General features: G+C 65.0%; 22 protein-coding genes. 12 read left to right on the top strand and 10 right to left on the bottom strand.

Features of this window, described 5'->3' with window-relative positions; genetic code table 11:
- The first annotated feature begins 259 nt into the window (after positions 1-259).
- Both NDO48_RS06515 and NDO48_RS06510 read left to right on the top strand, forming a co-directional pair.
- Entirely contained in the window at positions 260-760 is a 501-nt protein-coding gene (locus tag NDO48_RS06515; protein WP_018429012.1) for a YbjN domain-containing protein, read from the top strand.
- A 10-nt stretch (positions 761-770) separates the two neighbouring features.
- A complete protein-coding gene (locus NDO48_RS06510) occupies positions 771-1,130 on the top strand; it encodes a tRNA-binding protein (RefSeq protein WP_267321154.1) in 360 nt (119 codons plus the stop codon).
- Between the two features lie 154 nt (positions 1,131-1,284).
- Here NDO48_RS06510 and NDO48_RS06505 read toward each other — a convergent pair whose 3' ends face one another.
- A complete protein-coding gene (locus tag NDO48_RS06505; RefSeq protein WP_267321193.1) occupies positions 1,285-2,289 on the bottom strand; it encodes a glycosyltransferase family 4 protein in 1,005 nt (334 codons plus the stop codon).
- A 310-nt stretch (positions 2,290-2,599) separates the two neighbouring features.
- On the opposite strand from NDO48_RS06505, the gene NDO48_RS06500 reads away from it, so the two are divergent.
- The 3 genes from NDO48_RS06500 (at position 2,600) to NDO48_RS06490 (ending at position 5,336) form a co-directional block, all read left to right on the top strand.
- The gene (locus NDO48_RS06500; protein WP_018429009.1) at positions 2,600-3,445 is read left to right on the top strand and encodes a MetQ/NlpA family ABC transporter substrate-binding protein; all 846 of its coding nucleotides are present in this window, start codon (positions 2,600-2,602) and stop codon (positions 3,443-3,445) included.
- 177 nt (positions 3,446-3,622) lie between these two features.
- Positions 3,623-4,699, top strand: a complete 1,077-nt coding sequence (locus tag NDO48_RS06495) for a methionine ABC transporter ATP-binding protein (protein ID WP_267321153.1) — start codon at positions 3,623-3,625, stop codon at positions 4,697-4,699.
- A complete protein-coding gene (locus NDO48_RS06490; protein WP_026227401.1) occupies positions 4,680-5,336 on the top strand; it encodes a methionine ABC transporter permease in 657 nt (218 codons plus the stop codon). The genes NDO48_RS06495 and NDO48_RS06490 overlap by 20 nt, the downstream gene beginning before the upstream one ends.
- Positions 5,337-5,349: 13 nt before the next feature.
- On the opposite strand, the gene NDO48_RS06485 is transcribed toward NDO48_RS06490, so the two are convergent.
- From NDO48_RS06485 to NDO48_RS06475, 3 genes are read right to left on the bottom strand one after another with little or no spacing between them, the layout of a single operon-like run.
- Entirely contained in the window at positions 5,350-6,762 is a 1,413-nt protein-coding gene (locus NDO48_RS06485; RefSeq protein WP_018429006.1) for an ATP-binding protein, read from the bottom strand.
- A gap of 52 nt (positions 6,763-6,814) precedes the next feature.
- Positions 6,815-7,534 (bottom strand): response regulator, encoded by a 720-nt coding sequence (locus NDO48_RS06480; protein ID WP_018429005.1) that lies wholly within the window; start codon positions 7,532-7,534, stop codon positions 6,815-6,817.
- On the bottom strand, positions 7,524-8,054 hold the full coding sequence (locus NDO48_RS06475; protein WP_018429004.1) for a MarR family winged helix-turn-helix transcriptional regulator: 531 nt from the start codon (positions 8,052-8,054) through the stop codon (positions 7,524-7,526). Before NDO48_RS06475 ends, NDO48_RS06480 begins: the two co-directional genes overlap by 11 nt.
- A gap of 240 nt (positions 8,055-8,294) precedes the next feature.
- Here NDO48_RS06475 and NDO48_RS06470 point away from each other — a divergent pair, with 240 nt between their 5' ends.
- The 3 genes from NDO48_RS06470 (at position 8,295) to NDO48_RS06460 (ending at position 10,420) form a co-directional block, all read left to right on the top strand.
- Positions 8,295-9,188 carry a branched-chain amino acid aminotransferase gene (locus tag NDO48_RS06470; protein WP_018429003.1) on the top strand — a complete coding sequence of 298 codons (894 nt, stop codon included), beginning with the start codon at positions 8,295-8,297 and terminating at the stop codon, positions 9,186-9,188.
- 150 nt (positions 9,189-9,338) lie between these two features.
- Complete coding sequence (locus tag NDO48_RS06465; protein WP_267321152.1) at positions 9,339-9,632, top strand: hypothetical protein; 294 nt, start codon at positions 9,339-9,341, stop codon at positions 9,630-9,632.
- A 149-nt stretch (positions 9,633-9,781) separates the two neighbouring features.
- On the top strand, positions 9,782-10,420 hold the full coding sequence (locus NDO48_RS06460) for an MBL fold metallo-hydrolase (RefSeq protein WP_018429001.1): 639 nt from the start codon (positions 9,782-9,784) through the stop codon (positions 10,418-10,420).
- Between the two features lie 94 nt (positions 10,421-10,514).
- On the opposite strand, the gene NDO48_RS06455 is transcribed toward NDO48_RS06460, so the two are convergent.
- The 4 genes from NDO48_RS06455 to NDO48_RS06440 all read right to left on the bottom strand — a co-directional run bounded on the left by NDO48_RS06455 (position 10,515) and on the right by NDO48_RS06440 (position 12,484).
- Positions 10,515-10,967 (bottom strand): BA14K family protein, encoded by a 453-nt coding sequence (locus tag NDO48_RS06455; protein ID WP_267321151.1) that lies wholly within the window; start codon positions 10,965-10,967, stop codon positions 10,515-10,517.
- Positions 10,968-11,173: 206 nt separating this feature from the next.
- Positions 11,174-11,386: a cold-shock protein gene (locus NDO48_RS06450; RefSeq protein WP_018428999.1), complete on the bottom strand. Its 213-nt coding sequence runs from the start codon at positions 11,384-11,386 to the stop codon at positions 11,174-11,176.
- 269 nt (positions 11,387-11,655) lie between these two features.
- Positions 11,656-12,060 (bottom strand): hypothetical protein, encoded by a 405-nt coding sequence (locus tag NDO48_RS06445; protein ID WP_267321150.1) that lies wholly within the window; start codon positions 12,058-12,060, stop codon positions 11,656-11,658.
- Between the two features lie 211 nt (positions 12,061-12,271).
- Complete coding sequence (locus NDO48_RS06440; RefSeq protein WP_018428997.1) at positions 12,272-12,484, bottom strand: cold-shock protein; 213 nt, start codon at positions 12,482-12,484, stop codon at positions 12,272-12,274.
- Between the two features lie 433 nt (positions 12,485-12,917).
- Between NDO48_RS06440 and NDO48_RS06435 the strand changes: the two genes are divergently transcribed.
- Entirely contained in the window at positions 12,918-13,340 is a 423-nt protein-coding gene (locus tag NDO48_RS06435) for a Kazal-type serine protease inhibitor domain-containing protein (RefSeq protein ID WP_018428996.1), read from the top strand.
- A 63-nt stretch (positions 13,341-13,403) separates the two neighbouring features.
- Here NDO48_RS06435 and NDO48_RS06430 read toward each other — a convergent pair whose 3' ends face one another.
- A complete protein-coding gene (locus NDO48_RS06430; protein ID WP_267321149.1) occupies positions 13,404-13,775 on the bottom strand; it encodes a hypothetical protein in 372 nt (123 codons plus the stop codon).
- A gap of 296 nt (positions 13,776-14,071) precedes the next feature.
- Here NDO48_RS06430 and NDO48_RS06425 point away from each other — a divergent pair, with 296 nt between their 5' ends.
- A complete protein-coding gene (locus NDO48_RS06425) occupies positions 14,072-15,811 on the top strand; it encodes a winged helix-turn-helix domain-containing protein (RefSeq protein ID WP_018428994.1) in 1,740 nt (579 codons plus the stop codon).
- A gap of 123 nt (positions 15,812-15,934) precedes the next feature.
- Positions 15,935-16,243 (top strand): hypothetical protein, encoded by a 309-nt coding sequence (locus NDO48_RS06420; RefSeq protein ID WP_267321148.1) that lies wholly within the window; start codon positions 15,935-15,937, stop codon positions 16,241-16,243.
- Here the strand turns inward: NDO48_RS06420 and NDO48_RS06415 are convergent.
- Positions 16,207-17,289 (bottom strand): helix-turn-helix domain-containing protein, encoded by a 1,083-nt coding sequence (locus NDO48_RS06415; RefSeq protein ID WP_267321147.1) that lies wholly within the window; start codon positions 17,287-17,289, stop codon positions 16,207-16,209. The two genes, NDO48_RS06420 and NDO48_RS06415, sit on opposite strands and share 37 nt — an antisense overlap.
- A 315-nt stretch (positions 17,290-17,604) precedes the next feature.
- Here NDO48_RS06415 and NDO48_RS06410 point away from each other — a divergent pair, with 315 nt between their 5' ends.
- On the top strand, positions 17,605-20,220 hold the full coding sequence (locus NDO48_RS06410; RefSeq protein ID WP_267321146.1) for an autotransporter outer membrane beta-barrel domain-containing protein: 2,616 nt from the start codon (positions 17,605-17,607) through the stop codon (positions 20,218-20,220).
- The last annotated feature ends 10 nt before the right edge of the window (positions 20,221-20,230 follow it).

Below are 20,230 nucleotides of genomic sequence, written 5' to 3'. Positions count from 1 at the left end.
CGGCGCTTGATGAGCCTGCGCCGCAGCCTGTTTCCACACCCGAATGCGGCAGTGCGAAAAATTGGGCTGTTCACGAGAGTCACGATCAATACACTGAAATTACTGCACGATTCGAAACAGCGTCGTGCACCGGATGGCGCGGTCCGGCTGGGGGGTATTGAGTCCGGCAGCGCTGGTCGTCCGAGTTCAAGAATTTAGTTCGTCGTGTGTGTCCCCCGCGCGGAGCGCGATGACGCGCCCGGAACGACAGGAAGCATTTATGGAACTTCTCGAACTCGAGTTCTCCCGCGAGATCCACCCGGTGGATGTCATCGAGCAGGTGGCTCACAACAACGACTGGTCGTTTGAGCGGGCCGGCGACGACGAGATCTCGATTTCGGTCGTGGGCAACTGGACCGAATACCAGGTCTCCTTCTCGTGGATGGAAGACTTCGAGGCGCTGCATCTCGCCTGCGCCTTCGACATCAAGGTGCCCGAGAACCGCACGCTCGAAGTGCTGCGCCTGCTGTCGATGATCAACGAGCAGATGCTGTTCGGCCATTTCGACCTGTGGGAGAGCGAAGGCGCGATCATGTTCCGCCAGTCGCTGCTGCTCGCCGGCGGCGTCGAGCCCACCAGCCAGCAGGTCGAAGTGCTGCTGTCGTCGGCGCTCGAAGCCTGCGAGTGCTACTTCCAGGCCTTCCAGTTCGTCGTCTGGTCGGGTACGTCGGCCAAGGACGCGCTGGCCAGCGTGTTGTTCGAGACGCAGGGCAACGCCTGAGACTTCCAAGATGAGCGAGCATGGCGGGCGCAAGCCCGAGATCACTTTCGCCGACTTTGACAAGGTCGACATCCGCACCGGCACGATCGTCGAGGCCGAGCCGTATCCGGAGGCGCGCAAGCCGGCCTTCAAGCTGAAGATCGACTTCGGCCCTGAGATCGGCGTGAAGCGCTCGTCGGCGCAGATCACCAAGCACTATGCGCTGGAAGAGCTTGTCGGGCGGCAGGTGTTTGCCGTCGTCAACTTCCCGCCGCGCCAGATCGGCAAGTTCATGTCGGAAGTGCTGACGCTCGGCTTCCCCGACGAGGAGGGCGACGTCGTGCTCGGCGCCATCGAGCGCAAGGTACCTGACGGCTCGCGCCTGTTCTGAACTGTATCGATATTCAGGTGATGCCCGTCTGCAAAGGCTGATACCTGCGCTTCCGGTACTCACGTACCCAGATGTACGTTCCGTTCCGGTTCTCAGAAACCACCATTTTCGACTGGGCCTGACCTGAATCTCGATACAGTTTGGCTGTCTGGATTCATGCAGCGTAGGCGGCCCGAACATTGTCCAGAAACATCTCGGCGCAGGCCGCCCATGTGTAGCGCATGGCGCGCTCGCGGGCTTCGGCGCGGTCGATGTTGAGCGCGGCGAGCGCTGCTTCCCGCAGGTCGTCCGATACCACGCCGCCGATGCCGTCGCCGACGATGTCGATCGGACCCGTCACCGGATAGGCAGCGACCGGCGTGCCGCTGGCGAGCGACTCGATGATGACGTTGCCGAAGGTGTCGGTGCGGCTGGGGAAGACGAAGACGTCGGCCGAGGCGTAGATCCGGGCGAGCTCGTCGCTTGGGCGGCGTCCAAGGAAATGCGCCCTAGGGTATCTGGCGCGCAGCCGCTCGATCTCGGGGCCGTCGCCGACCAGCACCTTGCTGCCTGATAACTCGAGATCGAGGAAGGCGGGCAGGTTCTTTTCCACGGCGATGCGGCCGACGCACAAAAAGATCGGGCGTGGCAGGTCCATCTCGACCTTCTTGTCGGGATGGAAATGGTTGATGTCGACGCCGCGCGTCCATGGCCTCAGCTTGTCGAAGCCGCGCGACGCCAGGTCGTCGGCCAGCGACTGGGTCGCGACCATGCAGCCCTTGCCGGAATTGTGGAAGTTGCGCAGCAGCCCGTAGGTCCAGCTTTCCGGCAGCGGCAGGCGGGCGCTGACATATTCGGGGAAACGCGTGTGGTAGCTGGTGGTGAAGGGGCGGTTGTTGGTGAGGCAGTAGCGCCGCGCCATCATGCCGAGCGGCCCTTCGGTGACCAGGTGGATGTGGTCGGGCCGGCGCTGCTCGATGATGCGGGCGACATTGCCGGGCGTGGTCAGCGCCAGCCGGATGTCGGGATAGGTCGGCATCGGCAAAGTGCGGAAGATCTCAGGGGTGAGGAAGTCGGCCTCGGCGCCATAAGCGACAAGCGTCTCGGCGAGCCGTTCCAGCGTATGCACGACGCCATTGATCTGCGGACGCCATGCGTCGGTGACCATCAGGATGCGCACAAATCGTCTTCCCATCAGGCCGCGTCCGACGGCTTTGGAGCCTGCCGGAATCAGCGGCGGTCGCGTTCGTTGCGGCTGCCTTTGAACAGGGTTCGATGACGTGGCGATGACGGCCGGTCTTCTCGCAACTGCGAAGACGAGGTTGCTTCTGCCCCGGCTGGCGTTTTCTTTGTGACGATTTTTCCCGCGACCGGGGCTGGCGTGAAAACAGGTCCTTTGCCGAAAGGGGGGCGTTTGCCGACGATTGGGGCAAGCTTCGCATGTCGCGGGGCGAGCCAATCCTCCCAACAGGCTCTCAGCGAGAATTCAGATGACCGAGATCACCAAGTCGCTTTCCCTTTTCGCCACCAGCCGGCGCGGCGCCCTCGCTGCCCTGTTTGCTTCCGTCGTCACGGTTGCCGGCCTGACCGTGCCGCACCAGGCCTTCGCCGAGGACAAGACCGCCATCAAGGTGGGCATCATCAGCGGCGAGGACGAGGATGTGTGGCGCGTCGTCACCTCCGAGGCCGCCAAGCAGGGGCTGAAGATCGAGACCGTCGTGTTCAACGACTATACCCAGCCCAACGAGGCGCTGGAGCGCGGCGAGATCGACGCCAACGCCTTCCAGCACCAGCCCTATCTCGACAACCAGATCAAGTCGCAGGGCTACAAGATCACGCCCGTCGGCTTCACCGGCCTGTGGCCGATCGGCCTCTATTCGAAGAAGCACGGCAAGGTCGAGGACCTGCCGGAAGCAGCCGTTGTCGGCGTGCCGAACGATCCGTCCAATGAAGGCCGCGCGCTGCGCGTGCTGGAAGGTGTCGGCCTGATCAAGCTCAAGGAAGGCACCGGCATCCTGGCGACCGTCGCCGACATCGCCGAGAATCCGAAGAAGCTCGACGTCAAGGAACTCGATGCCGGCATCGTCGGGCGTTCGGTCGACGATCTCGATGCGGCAGTCGTCAACACCGACTGGGCGCTGAAGAGCGGGCTGACGCCGGCGCAGCGCATCGCCCAGGAGGCGGTGGCCGACAATCCCTATCGCAACTTCATCGCGGTCAAGACCGGCAGCGAGAACGAGCCATGGGTGAAGAAGCTGGTGGCGGCCTACCAGAACGAGACCGTCAAGGCCGAGTTCGACCGCGTCTACAAGGGCACCGGCATCAGCGCCTACTGAGCGGCGTTTCATTTTCCGTCCATGGCGGCCCGTCCAACCGGCGGGCCGCCATACGCGTTTCGGGCACGATCCCCAAAGTGGGAAGCGGTTTTCGGCAAAGATCGTGCTCAGGCAAAAATTGGAGGTCGCTCCACGTCGACATCGTCGAAGTGGAGCGGGCCCCGGGAAAGGGACTTCATGAACCAGCATGTTTCCTGGGCCGAGGCAGGCGCGGCGGAGACGAGGGGCGGCGACGTCGTCCGCATCGTCGACCTCAAGCGCCAGTTTGGCGGGACGGCGGCCGTCGACGGCATTTCGCTGTCCGTCCGCAAGGGCGAAATCCTCGGCATCATCGGGCGCAGCGGCGCGGGCAAGTCGACGCTGATCCGCTGCCTGAACGGGCTGGAGCGGCCCGACGAAGGCCAGATCTTCGTCGAGGGGCGCGAGATCACCGGGCTCGGCGAGCGTGACCTGCAGCCGCTGAGGCGGCGGATCGGCATGATCTTCCAGCATTTCAACCTCCTGTCGGCGAAAACAGTCGAGGAAAACGTGGCGCTGCCGCTGAAGATCGAAGGCAGGTCGAAGGCTGAGCGGCTGGCGCGCGCGGCCGAACTGCTCGATCTCGTCGGGCTTGCCGACAAGGCCAGGGCCTATCCGGCGTCGCTCTCCGGCGGCCAGAAGCAGCGCGTCGGCATTGCCCGGGCGCTTGCGGCGCGGCCGGCGCTGCTGCTCTCTGATGAGGCGACCTCGGCGCTCGACCCCGAGACGACGCGTTCGATTCTGTCGCTGCTCAAGGACATCAACCAGCGGCTCGGCCTCACCATCCTGCTCATCACCCACGAGATGGAGGTGATCCGCACGGTCGCCGACCGCGTCGCTGTGATCGACGCCGGCAAGATCGTCGAGGAAGGCCAGGTCTGGTCGGTGTTCGCCGATCCACAGGCCGATGTGACCAGAAGCCTGCTCGCCGGCATTCGCCCGCAACTGCCGGAGGCGATTGCAGCGCGGCTCGGCAAGGCAGGGCGCGAGGCGATCCTGCGTGTCGACGTTGCCGGCGAGGCGGCGCGCCGGCCTCTGCTTCAGGAGCTTGCGACGGCCATTCCCGGCCGCTTCCGGCTTGTTCATGGCGGCATCGACCATATCCAGGGCGAGCCTGTGGGCACGCTGTTCGTCGGCGTGCAGACGACCGACGGGCGCGTCGCCGAAATCATCGACTTCCTGAATGCCCGGGATACCCGGGTCGAGGTGCTTGGCCATGTCTCAGACGATGTTTGACCTTTTGCTGCGGTCCCTGTGGGAGACCGTGGTCATGACCGGCGCGTCGGGCCTGATCTCGCTGGTCTTCGGCCTGCCGCTCGGGCTGGCGCTGGTCGCCACCGATCGCGGCGGCATTGCCGAGCAGCTGTGGCTGAACCGCATCCTCGGCGGCATCGTCAACGGCTTCCGCTCGGTGCCGTTCATCATCCTTCTGGTGGCGCTGATCCCGCTGACGCGGCTGATCGTCGGCACGTCGATCGGCACCTGGGCGGCGATCGTGCCGCTGTCGATCGCGGCCACGCCCTATTATGCGCGCATCGCCGAGGTGTCGCTGCGCGAGGTCGACCGCGGCCTGATCGAAGCCGTGCGCGCCATGGGCGGCGGGCGCTGGGCCATCGTGCGCGAGGTGCTGGTGCCGGAGGCGTTGCCGGGCATCGTCGCCGGCTTCACGGTGACTTTGGTGACGCTGGTCGGTGCCTCGGCCATGGCAGGCGCCATCGGCGCCGGCGGCCTGGGCGATCTCGCCATCCGCTACGGCTACCAGCGCTTCGAGACGTCGGTGATGGTGGCGGTGGTGGCGGTGCTGATCGTGCTCGTCTGTGGCATCCAGTGGATCGGCGACCGGCTGATGGCGCGGCTCGACCGTCGCGCCTGACCCCTTGCGGGCCTCAGGCCGGCACGCGGATCATCGCGCGCAGGCCGCCCAGCGGGCTGTCGCTGAGCTTGATGTCGCCGCCATGGCTGCGGGCGATGTCGCGGGCGACCGCCAGGCCGAGGCCGGTTCCGGTGGAATCGAGGTTGCGCGCCTCGTCGAGGCGGAAGAAGGGCTTGAACACCTCCTCGCGCTTTTCCTCGGGAATGCCGGGGCCGTTGTCGTCGACCATGACCACCAGCATGCCGCGGTCGTGGACGGCCTTGACCTCGACCTCCTTGGCATAGCGGAAGGCGTTGCCGACGACGTTCTGCAACAGCCGGGAGAAGGCGTTGGGGCGGACATGCACCTCGGGTTCGCCGACAAGCGTGACCTTGAGCTTGCGTTTCCGGAGCTTGGCCTCGTCGCCGATCTTGTCGAGATAGGCGCCGAGGTCGAAGCGGCCCGGATCCTCGAGCGCTTCGCCGCGGGCGAAGGCGAGGTAGGCTTCCAGCATCGACTGCATGTCGTCGATGTCCTGGCTCAGCGCCTCGCGGTCGATCTTGTTGCCCGACAGAGCGAGCTGCAGCTTGAAGCGGGTCAGGATGGTGCGCAAATCGTGGCTGACGCCGGTCAGCATGGCCGTGCGCTGGTCGATCTGGCGCTCGATGCGCTCGCGCATCTGGATGAAGGCGAAGCCGGCGCGACGGACTTCCTCGGCGCCGCGCGGGCGGAAATTGGGCGGCATCGGCCGGCCCTTGCCGAAGCTTTCGGCGGCCTCTGCCAACTGCAGGATCGGCCTGATCTGGTTGCGCAGGAAGGGGATGGCGATGGTGAGCAGCACCAGCGACGTGCCGACCATCCACAACAGGAAGATGTGCGTGTTCGAGGCATAGGCCTGGCTGCGGCGGACGAAGACGCGCAGCACCTTGTCGTCGAGCTGGACGCGCACCTCGACGATGTTGGAGTTGCCGACGGTGTCGAGCCAGAACGGCTTGTTGATCTGCTTCCTGATCTCGGAAGACAGCGCCTGGTCGAGGATCGAGAAGAACGGCTTCGGGCCGGGCGGGGGCAGGGGCTCGGCCGGCAGGAGGTCGATCTTCAGCGACATCCGCTCCTGGGCGATGCGGATGATCTGGGCGTAGTTGTCCTGTGCCGGAAAGGTGTCGAGCAGGTCGATGATGGCGGCGATGTCGCGCGTCACCGCCTGCGACAGGCGCACGGTGACCGTCTGCCAGTGGCGCTCCATGAAGACGAAGGCCACCACCGACTGCAGCAGGATCATCGGCGTGATGACGATGAGCAGCGAGCGCGCATAGAGCCGCTTCGGCATGTAGAGCGACACGCGGCGCCAGAAATGGTGCCAGCTGCGCGGCACGGCCGTCAGCGCACGCCAGATGCGTGTGCCGAGACTGCCTCCGCCAGGCCGTTCCATGTCTGTGGTTGCCATCCGTCCTTCCGTGCGCGGCCCCTGATGCTACATCAAGTCAGCCGCGACGATCCTATTCCACGCTCAGCCGATAGCCAATTCCGCGCACCGTCTGCAACCAGACGGGATTGGCGGGATCGCGCTCGATCTTGCGGCGGAGGCGGTTGATCTGGACGTCGATGGTGCGCTCGCCAACTTCGGAGTCCCCGGTCACCAGCTCATGGCGCGGGATGGTCTCGCCGGCGCGGGCGGCGAAGATGGCCAGGATTTCCTGCTCGCGGTCGGTGAGCTTCAGCGCTTCGCCGCCACGCTTCAGTTCGCGGCGGGCGATCTGGAAGGTGTAGGGGCCGAACACCAGCTGCTCGACCTTGGGCGTGGCCGCCGGGCCGCCGCGGCGCAGGATGTTGTTGATGCGCAGGATCAGCTCGCGCGGGTCGAAGGGCTTGGGCAGGTAGTCGTCGGCGCCGGCTTCGAGCCCGGTGATGCGGCTGTCGGTCTCCGACAGCGCCGTCAGCATCAGGATCGGCACTTCCTTGTCCTCGCGCAGCGACTTGGTCAGCTCGACGCCGGTCTCGCCCGGCATCATCACGTCGAGGATGAGCAGGTCGAAATCGAGCCCTTTGAGCTTGCGCCGGGCTTCGTCGGCATTGCCGGCCACGGTGACGCGAAAGCCGTTCTCGCTGAGATACTGCTTCAGAAGGTTGCGGATGCGGGTGTCGTCGTCGACGACGAGCAGATGCGGAGCATCGTCACCCAGGGCCGCCGGATTTGCCGTCTTTTCGTTACTCTCCATGGTCCTTCCCAGGTGTGTTTCCGGGCAGATGGTCAATCTGCGCCCTCAGTTCGGGATTGACCATGGCCTTGAGGAACTTCTCGATCCAGGCACGCTCGGTCTCGCCCGCGCCCTCCAGTGCCGCATGGATGCGGCGTGACTGTGGCCGAGCCAGCGCCAGCGTCAGGGTGCGGCCCTTGGGGGTGGGATAGAGCTCGCGCTGGCGACGGTCGCGCGGGCCCTGAACCTGGACGATGTAGCCGGCGTCGATCAGCTGCTTGAGGACGCGCGCAAGGCTCTGCTTGGTGATCTTCAACACGTCGAGCAGCTCGGCGACGGTCAGGCCGGGCATGCGGTTGACGAAGTGCAGCACGCGGTGATGCGCACGGCCGAAACCGTATTCCGAAAGGATCTGGTCGGGGTCCGAAGTGAAGTCGCGATAGGCGAAATACATCAGCTCGATGATCGAGAAGTCGATGCCTTCGTCTGCCGTCACGGCGGTACGGATCGGATGTGCGGCGGCGCCGCTTCGTTGGGCCATAGAAATCCTGCTCGTCAATTTATGTCAGCACTGTTGACATAAATTAGGTGCGATGGTAATTTTTGACAAGCTTTTCGCCGGATTGCGAACGAAAAGGCAAGGTACGGTGGTTTTTTCCGAAACATCGTAAGTTTGCTTTGATATTCTCAGGCGCCTACGCTTTAGCAGCCGACCCCCCTGAGGGGCCAATTAGAAAGATACGAAACGATAGGCAGGCCCCGGCCTGCGGGAAGGTTTTCCATGGCATCCGTTCCTTTCGACCAGCTCGATGGATTTATCTGGATGAACGGCGAGTTCGTCCAATGGGCCGACGCCAAGATTCACGTACTAACCCATGGTCTGCACTATGCAAGCGCGGTGTTCGAGGGCGAGCGCGCCTATGGCGGCGAGATCTTCAAGCTGACCGAGCACACCGAGCGCCTGCATGAGTCCGCGCGCCTGCTCGGCTTCACCGTTCCCTACTCGGTCGAGGTGATCGACGATGCGTGCCGCGAACTGCTGAAGAAGCAGGGCTTCAAGGACGCCTATGTGCGCCCGATCGCCTGGCGCGGCAGCGAGGAAATGGGTGTCGCCGCCCACAAGAACCGCATCAATGTCGCCGTCGCCATCTGGCAGTGGCCGAGCTATTTCGATCCGGCGCAGAAGCTGAAGGGCATCCGCTTGGACATCGCCGAATGGCGCCGTCCCGACCCGCGCACGGCACCTTCGAAGTCCAAGGCTGCAGGCCTCTACATGATCTGCACGCTGTCCAAGCATGCGGCCGAGGCCAAGGGTTATGCCGATGCGATGATGCTCGACTGGCGCGGCCAGGTGGCCGAGGCGACCGGCGCGAACATCTTCTTCGTCAAGGACGGCAAGGTGCATACGCCGAAGGCAGACTGCTTCCTCGACGGCATCACCCGCCGCACGGTCATCGGCCTTGCCAAGGATCGTGGCCTCGAGGTTGTCGAGCGGGTGATCATGCCCGAGGAACTGGAAGGTTTCGAGCAGTGCTTCCTGACCGGCACGGCGGCTGAAGTGACGCCTGTTTCCGAGGTCGGCCCGTACCGATTCGAGGTCGGCGAAATCGCCAAGACGCTGATGAACGACTATTCGGCCGCGGTGCAGCCCAAGCACGCGATCGCTGCTGAATAATCAGCAAAATCAAACGATTAAGTTCGGCAAGGGGCGGTTTTCGGACCGCCCCTTTTGCTTGGGTGGGGGCTGATTTGACTTTCGTCGAATTCGGCGTCTGATGGTGACGTCGGCTGGCGGGAGCTGGCCTGCAATTTGGAGGGAATTGTCATGGAATCGCTTCTTCCGATCATCATTCAGATTGTAACCGGCGTAATCGGTGGACAGGCAGTAGGTGCAGCCGTCAAACAGGCGGCGATGGGGCAGGTGACGAAGCTGCTCGCCGGCGGCATCGGCGGTATCGCCGGTGGCCAGATTCTGGGCAGCCTGCTGGGTGGCGCTGCAGCCGACCCGGCAACGGCGAGCGCGATGAGCGGCATGCTGAGCAACGTTATCGGCGGTGCCGGCGGTGGCGCCATCCTGACGGCAAGCGTCGGCGCCGTCATGGGCGCCATGAAGAAATAAGCACCTGGCAAAACGAGTTTTCGGATTGGGCGGCCTTGGCCGCCCTTTTCCGTTCTGGTGCCGGTCAGTTCACCGATCGCCGGTGCAAATTGCGTGGACGCGCGCGTCGTCTGTGCCTATGTCCGGAGCAAAGTTGTGAAAGGACAATCATGGGACAGCTCAACGCAGGGATCGTGCCGGTCACGCCCTTCCAGCAGAATTGCACCATCCTCTTCGACGTCGAGGACAAGACGGGCGTGGTCGTCGATCCCGGCGGCGACGTCGACACCATCCTGTCGGTGCTCAAGGACAACGGCATCAAGGTCACGGCGATCTGGCTGACGCATGGCCATATCGACCATGCCGGCGGGGCGATGGAGCTCAAGGAAGCGCTCGGCGTCGACATCATCGGGCCGCACGAGGCCGACAAGCCGCTGCTCGACAACCTTGTGACCCAGGGCCAGAAATTCGGCATGAGCGGCGTGCGCAACTGCACCCCCGACCGGTTCCTGGCCGATGGCGAGACCGTATCTTTCGGCAGCCACGTCTTCGAGGTGCTGCATTGCCCGGGCCACGCGCCCGGCCATGTCGTCTACTACCACCGTGACGCCAAGTTCGCCCATGTCGGCGACGTGCTGTTCCGCGGATCGGTGGGCCGCACCGATCTCTATGGCGGGGACCACGACACGCTGATCCGCTCGATCAAGGAAAAGCTGCTGCCGCTGGGCGACGATATCGGCTTCATCTGCGGTCATGGGGCGGGCAGCAAGTTCGGCGACGAGCGCCGCGGCAATCCCTACCTGGTCTGATCGCAGCCGGCCGGGGCCTGAAAACGAAAGCGGCGCCATCGATGAGATGGCGCCGCTTGTCATTTGAAGGGCAGGGAACCCTTGTAAATGCGTGTCAGTTGGCGGTGCAGAAATGCTCCTGGCCGTCATAGCCGGTGAAGGTGCCGCTGCGCGGCTTGAAGCTGCGGTAGCGATCCGAGCAGTAGCTGTACCATTCAGGCGTCCAAGGCTCGACGGCATAGCTGTCGCGGTAGACGACGCGGCGCTGCACCGGGGCGGGACGATAATAGTCCTGGCCATAGTAGTCCTGGCGGTACACGCGGCGCGGCTGCGGCTGGTAGCCGTCGTAATAGTCGTCATAGACCGGCTGCTGGCGGTTGGCGCTGCCGGCGATGACGGCGCCGGCGATCAGTCCGAGCGCGCCGGCTGCGACGATCGCGCCGGTGTTGTCGCGGCGACCATGGTCGTAGCGGCGCCAGCGTTCACCAGCCTCTGCGGCGGGCAGGGCGGCAAGCGTGGTAGCGGCAACGGCTGCCGACAGGACAAGGGTTTTGAAGATGCGGTTCATATCGGTCTCCTTCGCCGTCCGGCCCGTATCGAAGGGCTGAATATTGGCGTCGACTATCTGTCTAAGGGACCCAGCCTGAACGCAAGCTGAACGGATTTACCGACGTTAACGGGGCTTGCCGAAAGCCAAAGCATGCCTCTCCGGCATACCGGTTCGGACGCTTACAGACAATCGGCCGGCGCCATGGGCTCCGGCCGCCCCGGGGTTCAGCCAACCGTCAGATTGACGGCCTTGGGACCCTTGCCGCGCTTGTCCGGCTCGGTGTCGAAACTGACTTTCTGCCCATCCTCAAGACCGGGAAGGCCCGACGCCTGCACGGCGGAGATGTGTACGAAAACGTCCTTCGCTCCATCGTCCGGCGTAATGAAGCCGAAGCCTTTGGCATGATTGAAGAACTTGACGGTGCCGGTCTGCGGCATGGGAAACTCCTCTGATCCCATCAATTTCAGTCTTCGGGCCGGCAAATGCCCGAAGTGGAAATTTGTCGTTCATTTTTGGGTGATCGGCAAGCGAAACTTTCAGGCTAGATCGCTGCCCGAAATCGGTCCGTTTGCCTGTTTTTTCAGCCGTCACGCGGGCTGTTCCGCACAATCGGCAGCCATGTGCAGGGGCATTTTGAGACCGGCGCGCGGCCGGCAAGCCGGCTCCGGTTTTCAGGCCGCGCGCAGCGAAAATTCACCTGTCCGGCTCAGTACTCGCAGTAGCGGATCGGGCCGATCTGGATGCAGGCGCCGGGCCGGGGGCGCTGCGGGTTGTACCTGGTGTAGATCCTGGCGCGGCAATCGGGACCGATGTGCCGGTGCGGGACGTTGCCGTAGCGCGGCAGGAAATGCCGGCGCACGTCGCGGTGGCAGTCGCGTATCTGCTGCTGCACCGGGATCGGGCGACAATCGGGCCGGCGGTGGCGATGGTACATGGTGCGGCCGAATGCGGGGACGAAGTGCCGCTGGATGTCGGCATGGCACCCCCTGACCTGCACCACCAGTCCGCCGTCGACCTGAGGCAGGTCGGTTGCCGGCATGGCTTGTGCCGGGCCGCCATAGCCAAGACCGGCGGCGAGCAACGCCGCCGCGAGGAACTTCAGGAAACTCATGTCGTGCCTCCTCTCGCATCGGGGCAGGGATACGCGCGCCCCACGACCGGACCATGTCATGGACTTCGGAGCCTGGCCATATCGGCGAGGGTCAGGCGTTCGGCCAGGCCGTCGATCCCGAGGGATGAAGAGGCGCGGGCGGGCAGCGCCAAAAGCAAAGGGCGCGACGGTTGCCCGTCGCGCCCTTCGTTTGGTTCACAACCGGCTGATATCAGGCCGCGCGAAGGTTGACTGCCTTCGGGCCCTTGCCCATGCGGTCGGGCTCGACGTCGAACGTGACCTTCTGGCCGTCGACGAGCGTGCGCAGGCCCGAGGCTTCGATGGCGGAAATGTGGACGAAAACGTCCTTCGCGCCGCCGTCTGGCGTAATGAAGCCGAAGCCCTTGGTCGTGTTGAAGAACTTTACTGTACCGGTCTGGGCCATTGGGAGAACTCCTTCACCCGTTCTTTGGTCTGGACTGCCATCCGCCTGGCGTCGGTGGCAAGTCGGTGGTTTGCTTGGCGGTCGTGCATTCGCGCACACTAAAACCCCCCGCCGAGTCACGGTGCCGTCGAAGATTCACAGTATCGGGGAAAGGGTCGTGCAAAAAACGTTCCAGTCTCCGGGACAGCAAATGCCCGAACAAAGCCTGTATTGCATGGAAACGTTTAGGTTGCAAGATGTCGCAGGCAATCGATGCGATGCTCGTCAAGATAGTATGAGTACAAACAATCCACCGGACTGTCATCTCTTCAGATGATGTCAAAGACAGGCAATGTCGTGGCGGCGGGGATTGATTTCGCGCCAAGAATTGCAAGGATCGATTCGGCGGCAAGCGCGTTCTTCCGCCTGGGGCGGCGCGATAGGGAAGACATCCATGAGATTTTCGGCAAAATCCTTTGCAAGCAAGGCGGCGTTGACTTCGCTGCTTGCTGTCGTGCTGGCGTCGTGCACGGTGGTCGTGGATGAGGGACCAGGCCCTCGTCCGCCGCGTCCGGGACCGGGGCCGCAGTTCTGCACGCGCGAATATGACCCTGTTTGCGCGCGCCGCGGCAACGACCGCCAGACATTCGCCAATTCCTGCATGGCCGAAGCGTCCGGATACCGCATCATCCGCGGCGGCGAATGCCGTGGCAGCGGCTGGGACAATGGCGGTGGTCCGGGCGGCGGCAACCAGCAGTTCTGCACCAGGGAATACCGCCCGGTCTGTGCCCAGAGGGGCGGCACGCTCAGGACCTTCCCGAATGCCTGCGAAGCGGATTCAGCCGGCTTCCGGGTCGTCGACCGCGGCCCCTGCTAGGCCTGTGAACTGAAACGTCTGCACGGGGGATCGCCGGAGGCCGCAAGGCCTTCGGCAAGCGCCTCAGAATGGCGCGGGCTCGTTGACCTGCCTGACCTCGCGCACGCGGCAATCGTCGCCGACATGGCGATGGCGCAGCATGATGCCGTCGATGCGATGGGTGCGCACGTCGCGATGGCAATCCACGATCTGCCGGCGCTGGTTCTGGCGCGGCGCAGAGACGATGACCGGCTCGCAGGTGCCGCGCTGGTGATAGTGCGGGACGCGTTGGCCGACCTCCGGAACATAGTGGTCGCGCACGTCGCCATGGCAGCCGCCCACTTGCACGACCAGTCCGCCCGCTGCGGGGACAGCCGGGGTCACGGCGGGTGCGGCCGTGGCCGGCATGACGGACGCTGCCATCAGGGCGGCGAGCGAAACGGCCTTGAACTTCATCCGAGATCTCCATGAGACGAGGTCGCGAGCAGCGAGCACGTAGATTGCGCCGCCGCCCCGATGTTTCAATGCAGGCGGGCGGCTGGCCCGGGCATTTCGACATGGCAGGGTTACCGCTTCCTTGCGTCCGCATCGCTTGACCACAAATCCCGGGCAGCCGGATTGCTGGCCGGTTCCGCAGCTGCGTGTTAGCCTGTGGTGATGGGGCCGGGCGGCCCCGGGGCCAGCACCCCTTCTACGCCGAAGGTGGGGAACTCGCCGTGATATCGATGCCAGCCTTGCCGATGTGAGGCGCCATGGCTGCGGAGCAAACGGTCTTTGACTTCGCCGGCCACAAGCTCGACCTGGCAACGGGGCGTCTGCTCGGGCCGGGTGGCGAGATCGCGCTGCGGCCGAAATCCTTCGATCTCCTGGTCTATTTCCTGCGCAATTCCGGGCGCGTCATCGCCAAGGGCGAACTGCTCGACGCCATCTGGCCCGATGTCACCGTCACCGAGGATTCGCTTGCCCGATGCGTGCACGAAATCCGCACGGCGCTTGGCACAAGCGGGCCGCCGCTGCTGCGAACCGTGCCGCGCCGGGGCTATCTGTTCGTCGCCGCGCAGGAGCCTGCCGGCAACGGCGACAAGCCCGATGTCCTGGAGCTGTCCGGTTTGGAAGCCCGAGGTCGGGGACCGCGCGGTTGGGGCACGCTGGGGCTGGGAGCCGCAGCACTCGTGCTCGTGGCATCTGCCGGACTTGCCGCCTGGTTGTTCGCCTCGGGGCGGCCGCTGTCGACAAAGGCGTCGATTGCGGTGCTGCCGTTCCAGAACATAGAGGGCGACGCCGCGACCGGCCGGCTCGCCAATGGCATGACCGAGGACATCATCACCGACCTGGCGCGGTTTCGCGAATTCGACGTCATCGCGCAGAATTCGGTGCGCGGCATAGCCGGCACAGGAGCCGGCGAGGTCGGCCGCAAGTTCGACGTGCGTTATGTGCTGACCGGCTCGATCCAGCGCCAGGACGGCCAGTTGCGCATCACCGGCCAGCTCATCGACGCCGGCACCGGGGCGCATCTGTGGGCCGAGCGCTGGGACAGGCCGGCAAACGACGTCTTCAAGGTGCAGGAGGAGCTGTCGCGGCAGGTCGCCGGCCAGCTCAGCGGCATCACCGGCACGATCGTCGCCGCCGATCGCGAGGCGGCGCGGCGCAAGCGCCCAAGCGATCTCGGCGCCTATGACCTCTATCTGCTGGCGTCCGAAGCCAAGCACAAGGAAACCAGGGAAGGCATCGGCGAGTGCCTGTCGCTGCTGGACCGAGCCCTGAAGGTCGATGCCGGGTTCGCCCGCGCCTGGGCGCTGCTCGGGACCTGCCATGCATTTTCGATGCGCTGGACCGACAGCTGGGACGCCACCTATGCCAGCTATCTGCAGGCGGAGCGGCGGGCTGTCGAACTCGATCCGCTGGATGCCGACGCCCATGCGGGGCTCGCCATGGCGCTGTCGCTGGGCGGCGATCTCGAGCAGGGCGAGGTGGAGTTCGACAAGGCGCTTGGCCTCAATCCCAATTCGGCCGACGTGCTGACGCGCTTCGCCTACTGGGCACTTGCTTTCGGGCGGGCCGAAGAAGGGGCGGAAGCGGCTGCCCGCGCCGTCAGGCTCGACCCCGACGCCCAGCCCTGGGCGCTGCGGTTCCGGAGCGCCGGGCTGTTCTACGGCAACCGCATCGACGAGGCGATCCGGGTCAGGCAGCGCGTTCCCCGGAGCATGTTCGGCGACAGCGACTTCATCGAGCTGGCCACCTTCTTCGTGGCTGCCGGGCGCATCGCCGAAGCCAGGGTGCTGGCCGAGGAAGCGCTCTTTGCCATGCCCGGCATCAGCATCGAGGGCTGGACCGGCGATCCGGGCTGGCTGGAGGCTGACCGGCAGAAGGCCATCGCCTATATGCGCGAAGCCGGTTTTCCCGTCTGCGCCGGACCGGCCGAGCTTGCCAGGGGCGGCATCAAGCAGCGCATCGCCGAATGCGTGGCTGAGGCAGGCACCACCGCAAGGTAGCCGGCGGCGTTTCAGCCAAGTTTCAAGCGAATTTCAGCACTCTTTCCAGACTTGCCGAGGCGTGGCGCCGATGCTCGCGGCGTCCCTCGTGCCGGGGGCGCCCAGCAGGGGAAGGAGCGAGCGATGACCGGGACCAACGATATCTCCGATAAGCGCAAGGCGATCGATTTCACTTTCGTGGCCGACGATTTCAGGGCGATCAGCCGCCGGCTGAAGAGGCTCGCGGCATGGCGTCCGCAATGGCTATCCGGCGGAGCAAGGGGCTGCCCGCTCGATGAATTGAGCGCCCGGCATCTCCAGGATATCGGCCTTGAGCGCTTGGACAACGAGACGACATGGACCGACAGTCGCGGCGCGCCGCTGACTGCTCTCAGGGATTTCGACTATCGCGGCCGTCAGGCGTGTTTGGCAGGCCGGTCCGACTTGGCCTGAAAATGCGCCTGGGGCGCGGGGGCCGAAAAGCCGGCGAGGTAGGCCTGCATGCCCGCGAGGCGGCTGCCTTCCACGATCAGCGTGCGGCGCTCCTGCCTGGCCTCGCTCGGCGACATTCCAAAGCGGGTGCGAAAGGCGCGCTGGAACTGGCCGGCGCCGGAAAAGCCGAGGTCATGGGCCAGTTGCGTCATGGGCGGGGGCGAGGGGCGCATGAGCATGCGATAGGCGGCATCGAGTCGCCGCTCGCGGATGACCCTGGCGACACCGCCATCGGCCTCGAACATGCGGTAGAGATGGGCCCGCGATACCCTGAACTGGCGCAAGAGCATTGCCGGGCCGAGCTCCGGATCGGTCAGCTTCGCGTCGATGACGTCGAGCAGGCGCCGGCGCAATACAGGCGCAAGGGCAGGGTCCTGAAGGGCCGTGTCGGCCGGGTTCTGGTTCAGGGCCGAGGCGAACAGGGCGACGGCGGCGTCCTCCAGCGTCGGCGCTTCGGTTTCGCGGATGTCCGGCGCGACGTCGTTCAGGCCGACGATGAAGTCGGCCAAAAGGCGGGTCAGAGGCTGGCCCGCCTTGAACTGCGTGCCGTGCAGGCTTCGCCCGGACAGCCTGTCCAGCCGCTCGCGATGCAGGAGGACGCTGAGGGTGGAGCCGGCGCTCACCGATGCCTGGAAGGTTCGATCCATGTCGAAGGCATAGACGTCGCCGGGGCAAACCGTCATGGCCACGCCCTCGCAATCGGCGACCGCCATGCCTGATGTGAACAACTGGACGAGGTAGAAGTCCTCAAGGCCGCTCTGGCTGACGATGCTTCGGTCCCTGACATAGTTCTGCGCATTGAAGCGCGCGCGGCCGACCATCATCGGGCCGATCAGGCGAGTGGCGAAGGAACCTTCGAGGAGCAGGGGGCTGTTGCTGTCCGGTGTCGTGTCGAACAGCGGGCGGGTCACGTCACGCCAGTAGTCCGCGCGCAGTTCCGGCTCGACCAGATCGGTGGAAAGGAGGACGGCGCCCTGCGTCACAGCGCACCATCTGTCGACCGCCACATCGCTTTGCCCCCTCGATGCGCAACTGTTCGGTGACCTTGCGTAAGACTGTCGCGGACGCCGGTCCAGCGACCATGGCGGGTACAGATGTGTCCAGACACGGCAAGGTAGTGGGGCGGAGACAAATCGCGCCAAGAAATGAGACGCCACGCTGCTTCGATATAGCAGGTTCTATGCAACTATCCACTTGCGGCGGGCATGATCGGGCTGGCGGCGATCTTTACGCTGCACGGCCCCATCAGTGATTCCTGTGGGGATGCTCGCATCAGATCATCGATGCGGGGCGCCGTGCGGCTTCCCGTGGGGGAGCTTGGCATGGCCGTCTTCAAGAGCGTCTTTTCACTTCAACGATCGCTGCGGACGAGAGCGGATAGCGTCTCCGCCGGTGCGGTGGCGGTGGCGCTCCTGTCATCGGCGAGCACTGCCCTTGCCGGCGACTATCACTTCAACTCCTCCGGCAACGTCGTGTGGCAGCAGCTTCCTTCCAGCGGTTTCGAAGCGCCAATCATCCTTCAGGCAGGGGATCGCGCCATCTACGATCGTGCCGGCACCGGACAGTCGATGATTTTCGGACCCATCGTCAGGAATGTGGGGCAACTGGTGTTTCGGTCACCCTATACGGGCAGTGGCTTTGCCAACCCGCCGGGCTCGTTGACCGGCCCGTTTGCCATTCATGGGCTGGAAGGGCTGGGGGTCGACAGCAAGGTCGACCAGCAGATCACCCTGTCCGAGCAACTCATCATCGCCGGCAGCCAGGAATGGCGCGTCGACAGCGCCACCGGCAGCGTCACGCAGCTGGGGCGCACCGCATCGCGCTCGCTGAGCCTCGGCAGCTACATGCTGACGCTCAATGCGGTCGGCGCGGGCAATTCCTTCATCCTGAACAATCCCGTTTCCGGAACCGGCGGTCTGATCGTCAAAGGCGCGGGCACCACCTTCCTCAACAACGCGAACACCTATTCGGGCGGCACGTTCCTGGATGGCGGCACCGCGGTGGTAACGGCCGACAACAATCTCGGCGCGGCATCGGGCGGGCTGGGCTTCGACGGCGGCACGCTGCGGCTCGGCTCTTCCTTCGCGACAGCGCGGGCCGTCGCGCTGGCGGCCGGCGGCGGCACGATCGACAGCAATGGCAACAACGCCACGCTTTCCGGTGACATCTCAGGCATTGGTGGCCTGACCGTCGCCGGAACCGGCACCGTGACGCTGACGGGATCGCTCGGCTACACCGGTGCGACCGATATCGAGGCAGGCAGGCTCATGCTGTCCGGAGCCGCAAGCCTGGCAAATTCGAGCGTGGTGATCGCCGACGGGGTGTTCGACGTTTCGACGGTCGGCGGGGCGTCCACCGAAATCCGCTCGCTCTCGGGCGCCGGTTCGGTAGTGCTCGGCACCACCCAACTGGTGATTACAAACGCGGCCGACAGCTATTCAGGCCTGTTCCTGGGCACCGGCGGTCTGACCCTGCAGGGCGGCATTCAGGAGCTGACCGGAAACAGCGCGGGCTTTGGCGGAACCTCCCGCATCGAAGGCGGCACGCTTGCGGTCAACGGCAGGCTCGGCGGCGTCATGGATGTGCTGGGCGGGCGGCTGCAGGGCAACGGCCAGGTCGGCAACACCGCCAGTTTCCTCGGCGGCGTCATCGCACCGGGCAATTCCATCGGCACGCTGACCATTGTCGGCAGCCATACCGGCAATGGCGGCATGCTGGAGATCGAAACGGAGCTCGGCGGCGACGGGTCGCCCACCGATCTGTTGGTCATCACCGGCGACAGCATTCTAGGCAGCGGTCCGACGCAGGTCAGGGTGATCAATGTCGGCGGTATCGGCGGCGTGACCACCGGCGACGGCATAAAGATCGTAGATGTCGGCGGCGTCTCGGCGGCGGGAGCCTTCGTCCTCGCCGGACCGGCGATTGCCGGCACCTACCGCTACGACCTGTTCCAGAACGGCTTGAGCGGCCCCGCCGATGGCGACTGGTACCTTCGCTCCGCCGGTCTCGCGCCGACGCTGCCGACCTATGAGATCTATCCGCAGGTGCTGCTCGACCTCGTGGGGCTGCCGACGCTGCAGCAGCGTGCAGGCGTCCGGCACCGGTTTGCCATCGACGGCACAGGATCCCAGGAGGGCGGTGCGGTCTGGTCGCGCATCGAAGCTGCGCATGGCCGCAGCCAGGCGCAGGGATCGACGACCAATGCCGCCTTCGACAGCAACACGCTGCGCATGCAGGCCGGCATCGACGGCCAGATTGCCGCCGATGCCGGGGGCATGCTGATCGGCGGGCTCAACCTGCACTATGGCCGCACCAGCGCCGACATCTTCTCCGACATCGGCGGTGGAACCAACGGCACCTCGAGCTATGGCCTGGGCGGGACGCTGACCTGGTATGGCGAAAGAGGTATCTATGTCGACGGCCAGGCGCAGGTGTCGGTGCTGCGCAGCGACTTCGCCTCGAACCAAGCCGGCAGCATCGGCAAGGATATCCACGGCAGCGGCTATGCGTTGAGCCTGGAGGCCGGGCGGCAGGTCGGGATCGGCAATGGCTGGTCGCTGACGCCGCAGGCGCAGCTGGCCTATTCGGCGGTCAGTTTCGACAGCTTTACCGATCCGTTCGGAGCCGAGGTGTCGCTGAAGGACGGCGACAGCCTCAAGGGCAGGATCGGGCTTTCGGCGGACTGGCGGCGCGACGCCGGAACGCATGTCTATGGCGTTGCCAGCCTGACCTACGAGTTCCTCGACGGCACCACCGCGACGGTCAACGGCATGGACCTGACCTACAGGCCCGAGCGCCTCGGCGGCGAGATCGGACTTGGCGGTGCCTATCGCTGGAACGACGGCAGATATGCCCTCCATGGCGAGGCACTGGCCACGACCAGCTTCCAGGACAGCTACGGCTTCAGGGGGGTGGTGGGCTTCACCGCCGGACTGTAGCCGCCGACGG

This window comes from Aminobacter sp. MET-1, assembly GCF_026521175.1.
Lineage (GTDB): Bacteria > Pseudomonadota > Alphaproteobacteria > Rhizobiales > Rhizobiaceae > Aminobacter.
Note: the sequence above shows the minus strand (reverse complement) of the source record. Positions and strands in the feature narration are given on the sequence as shown.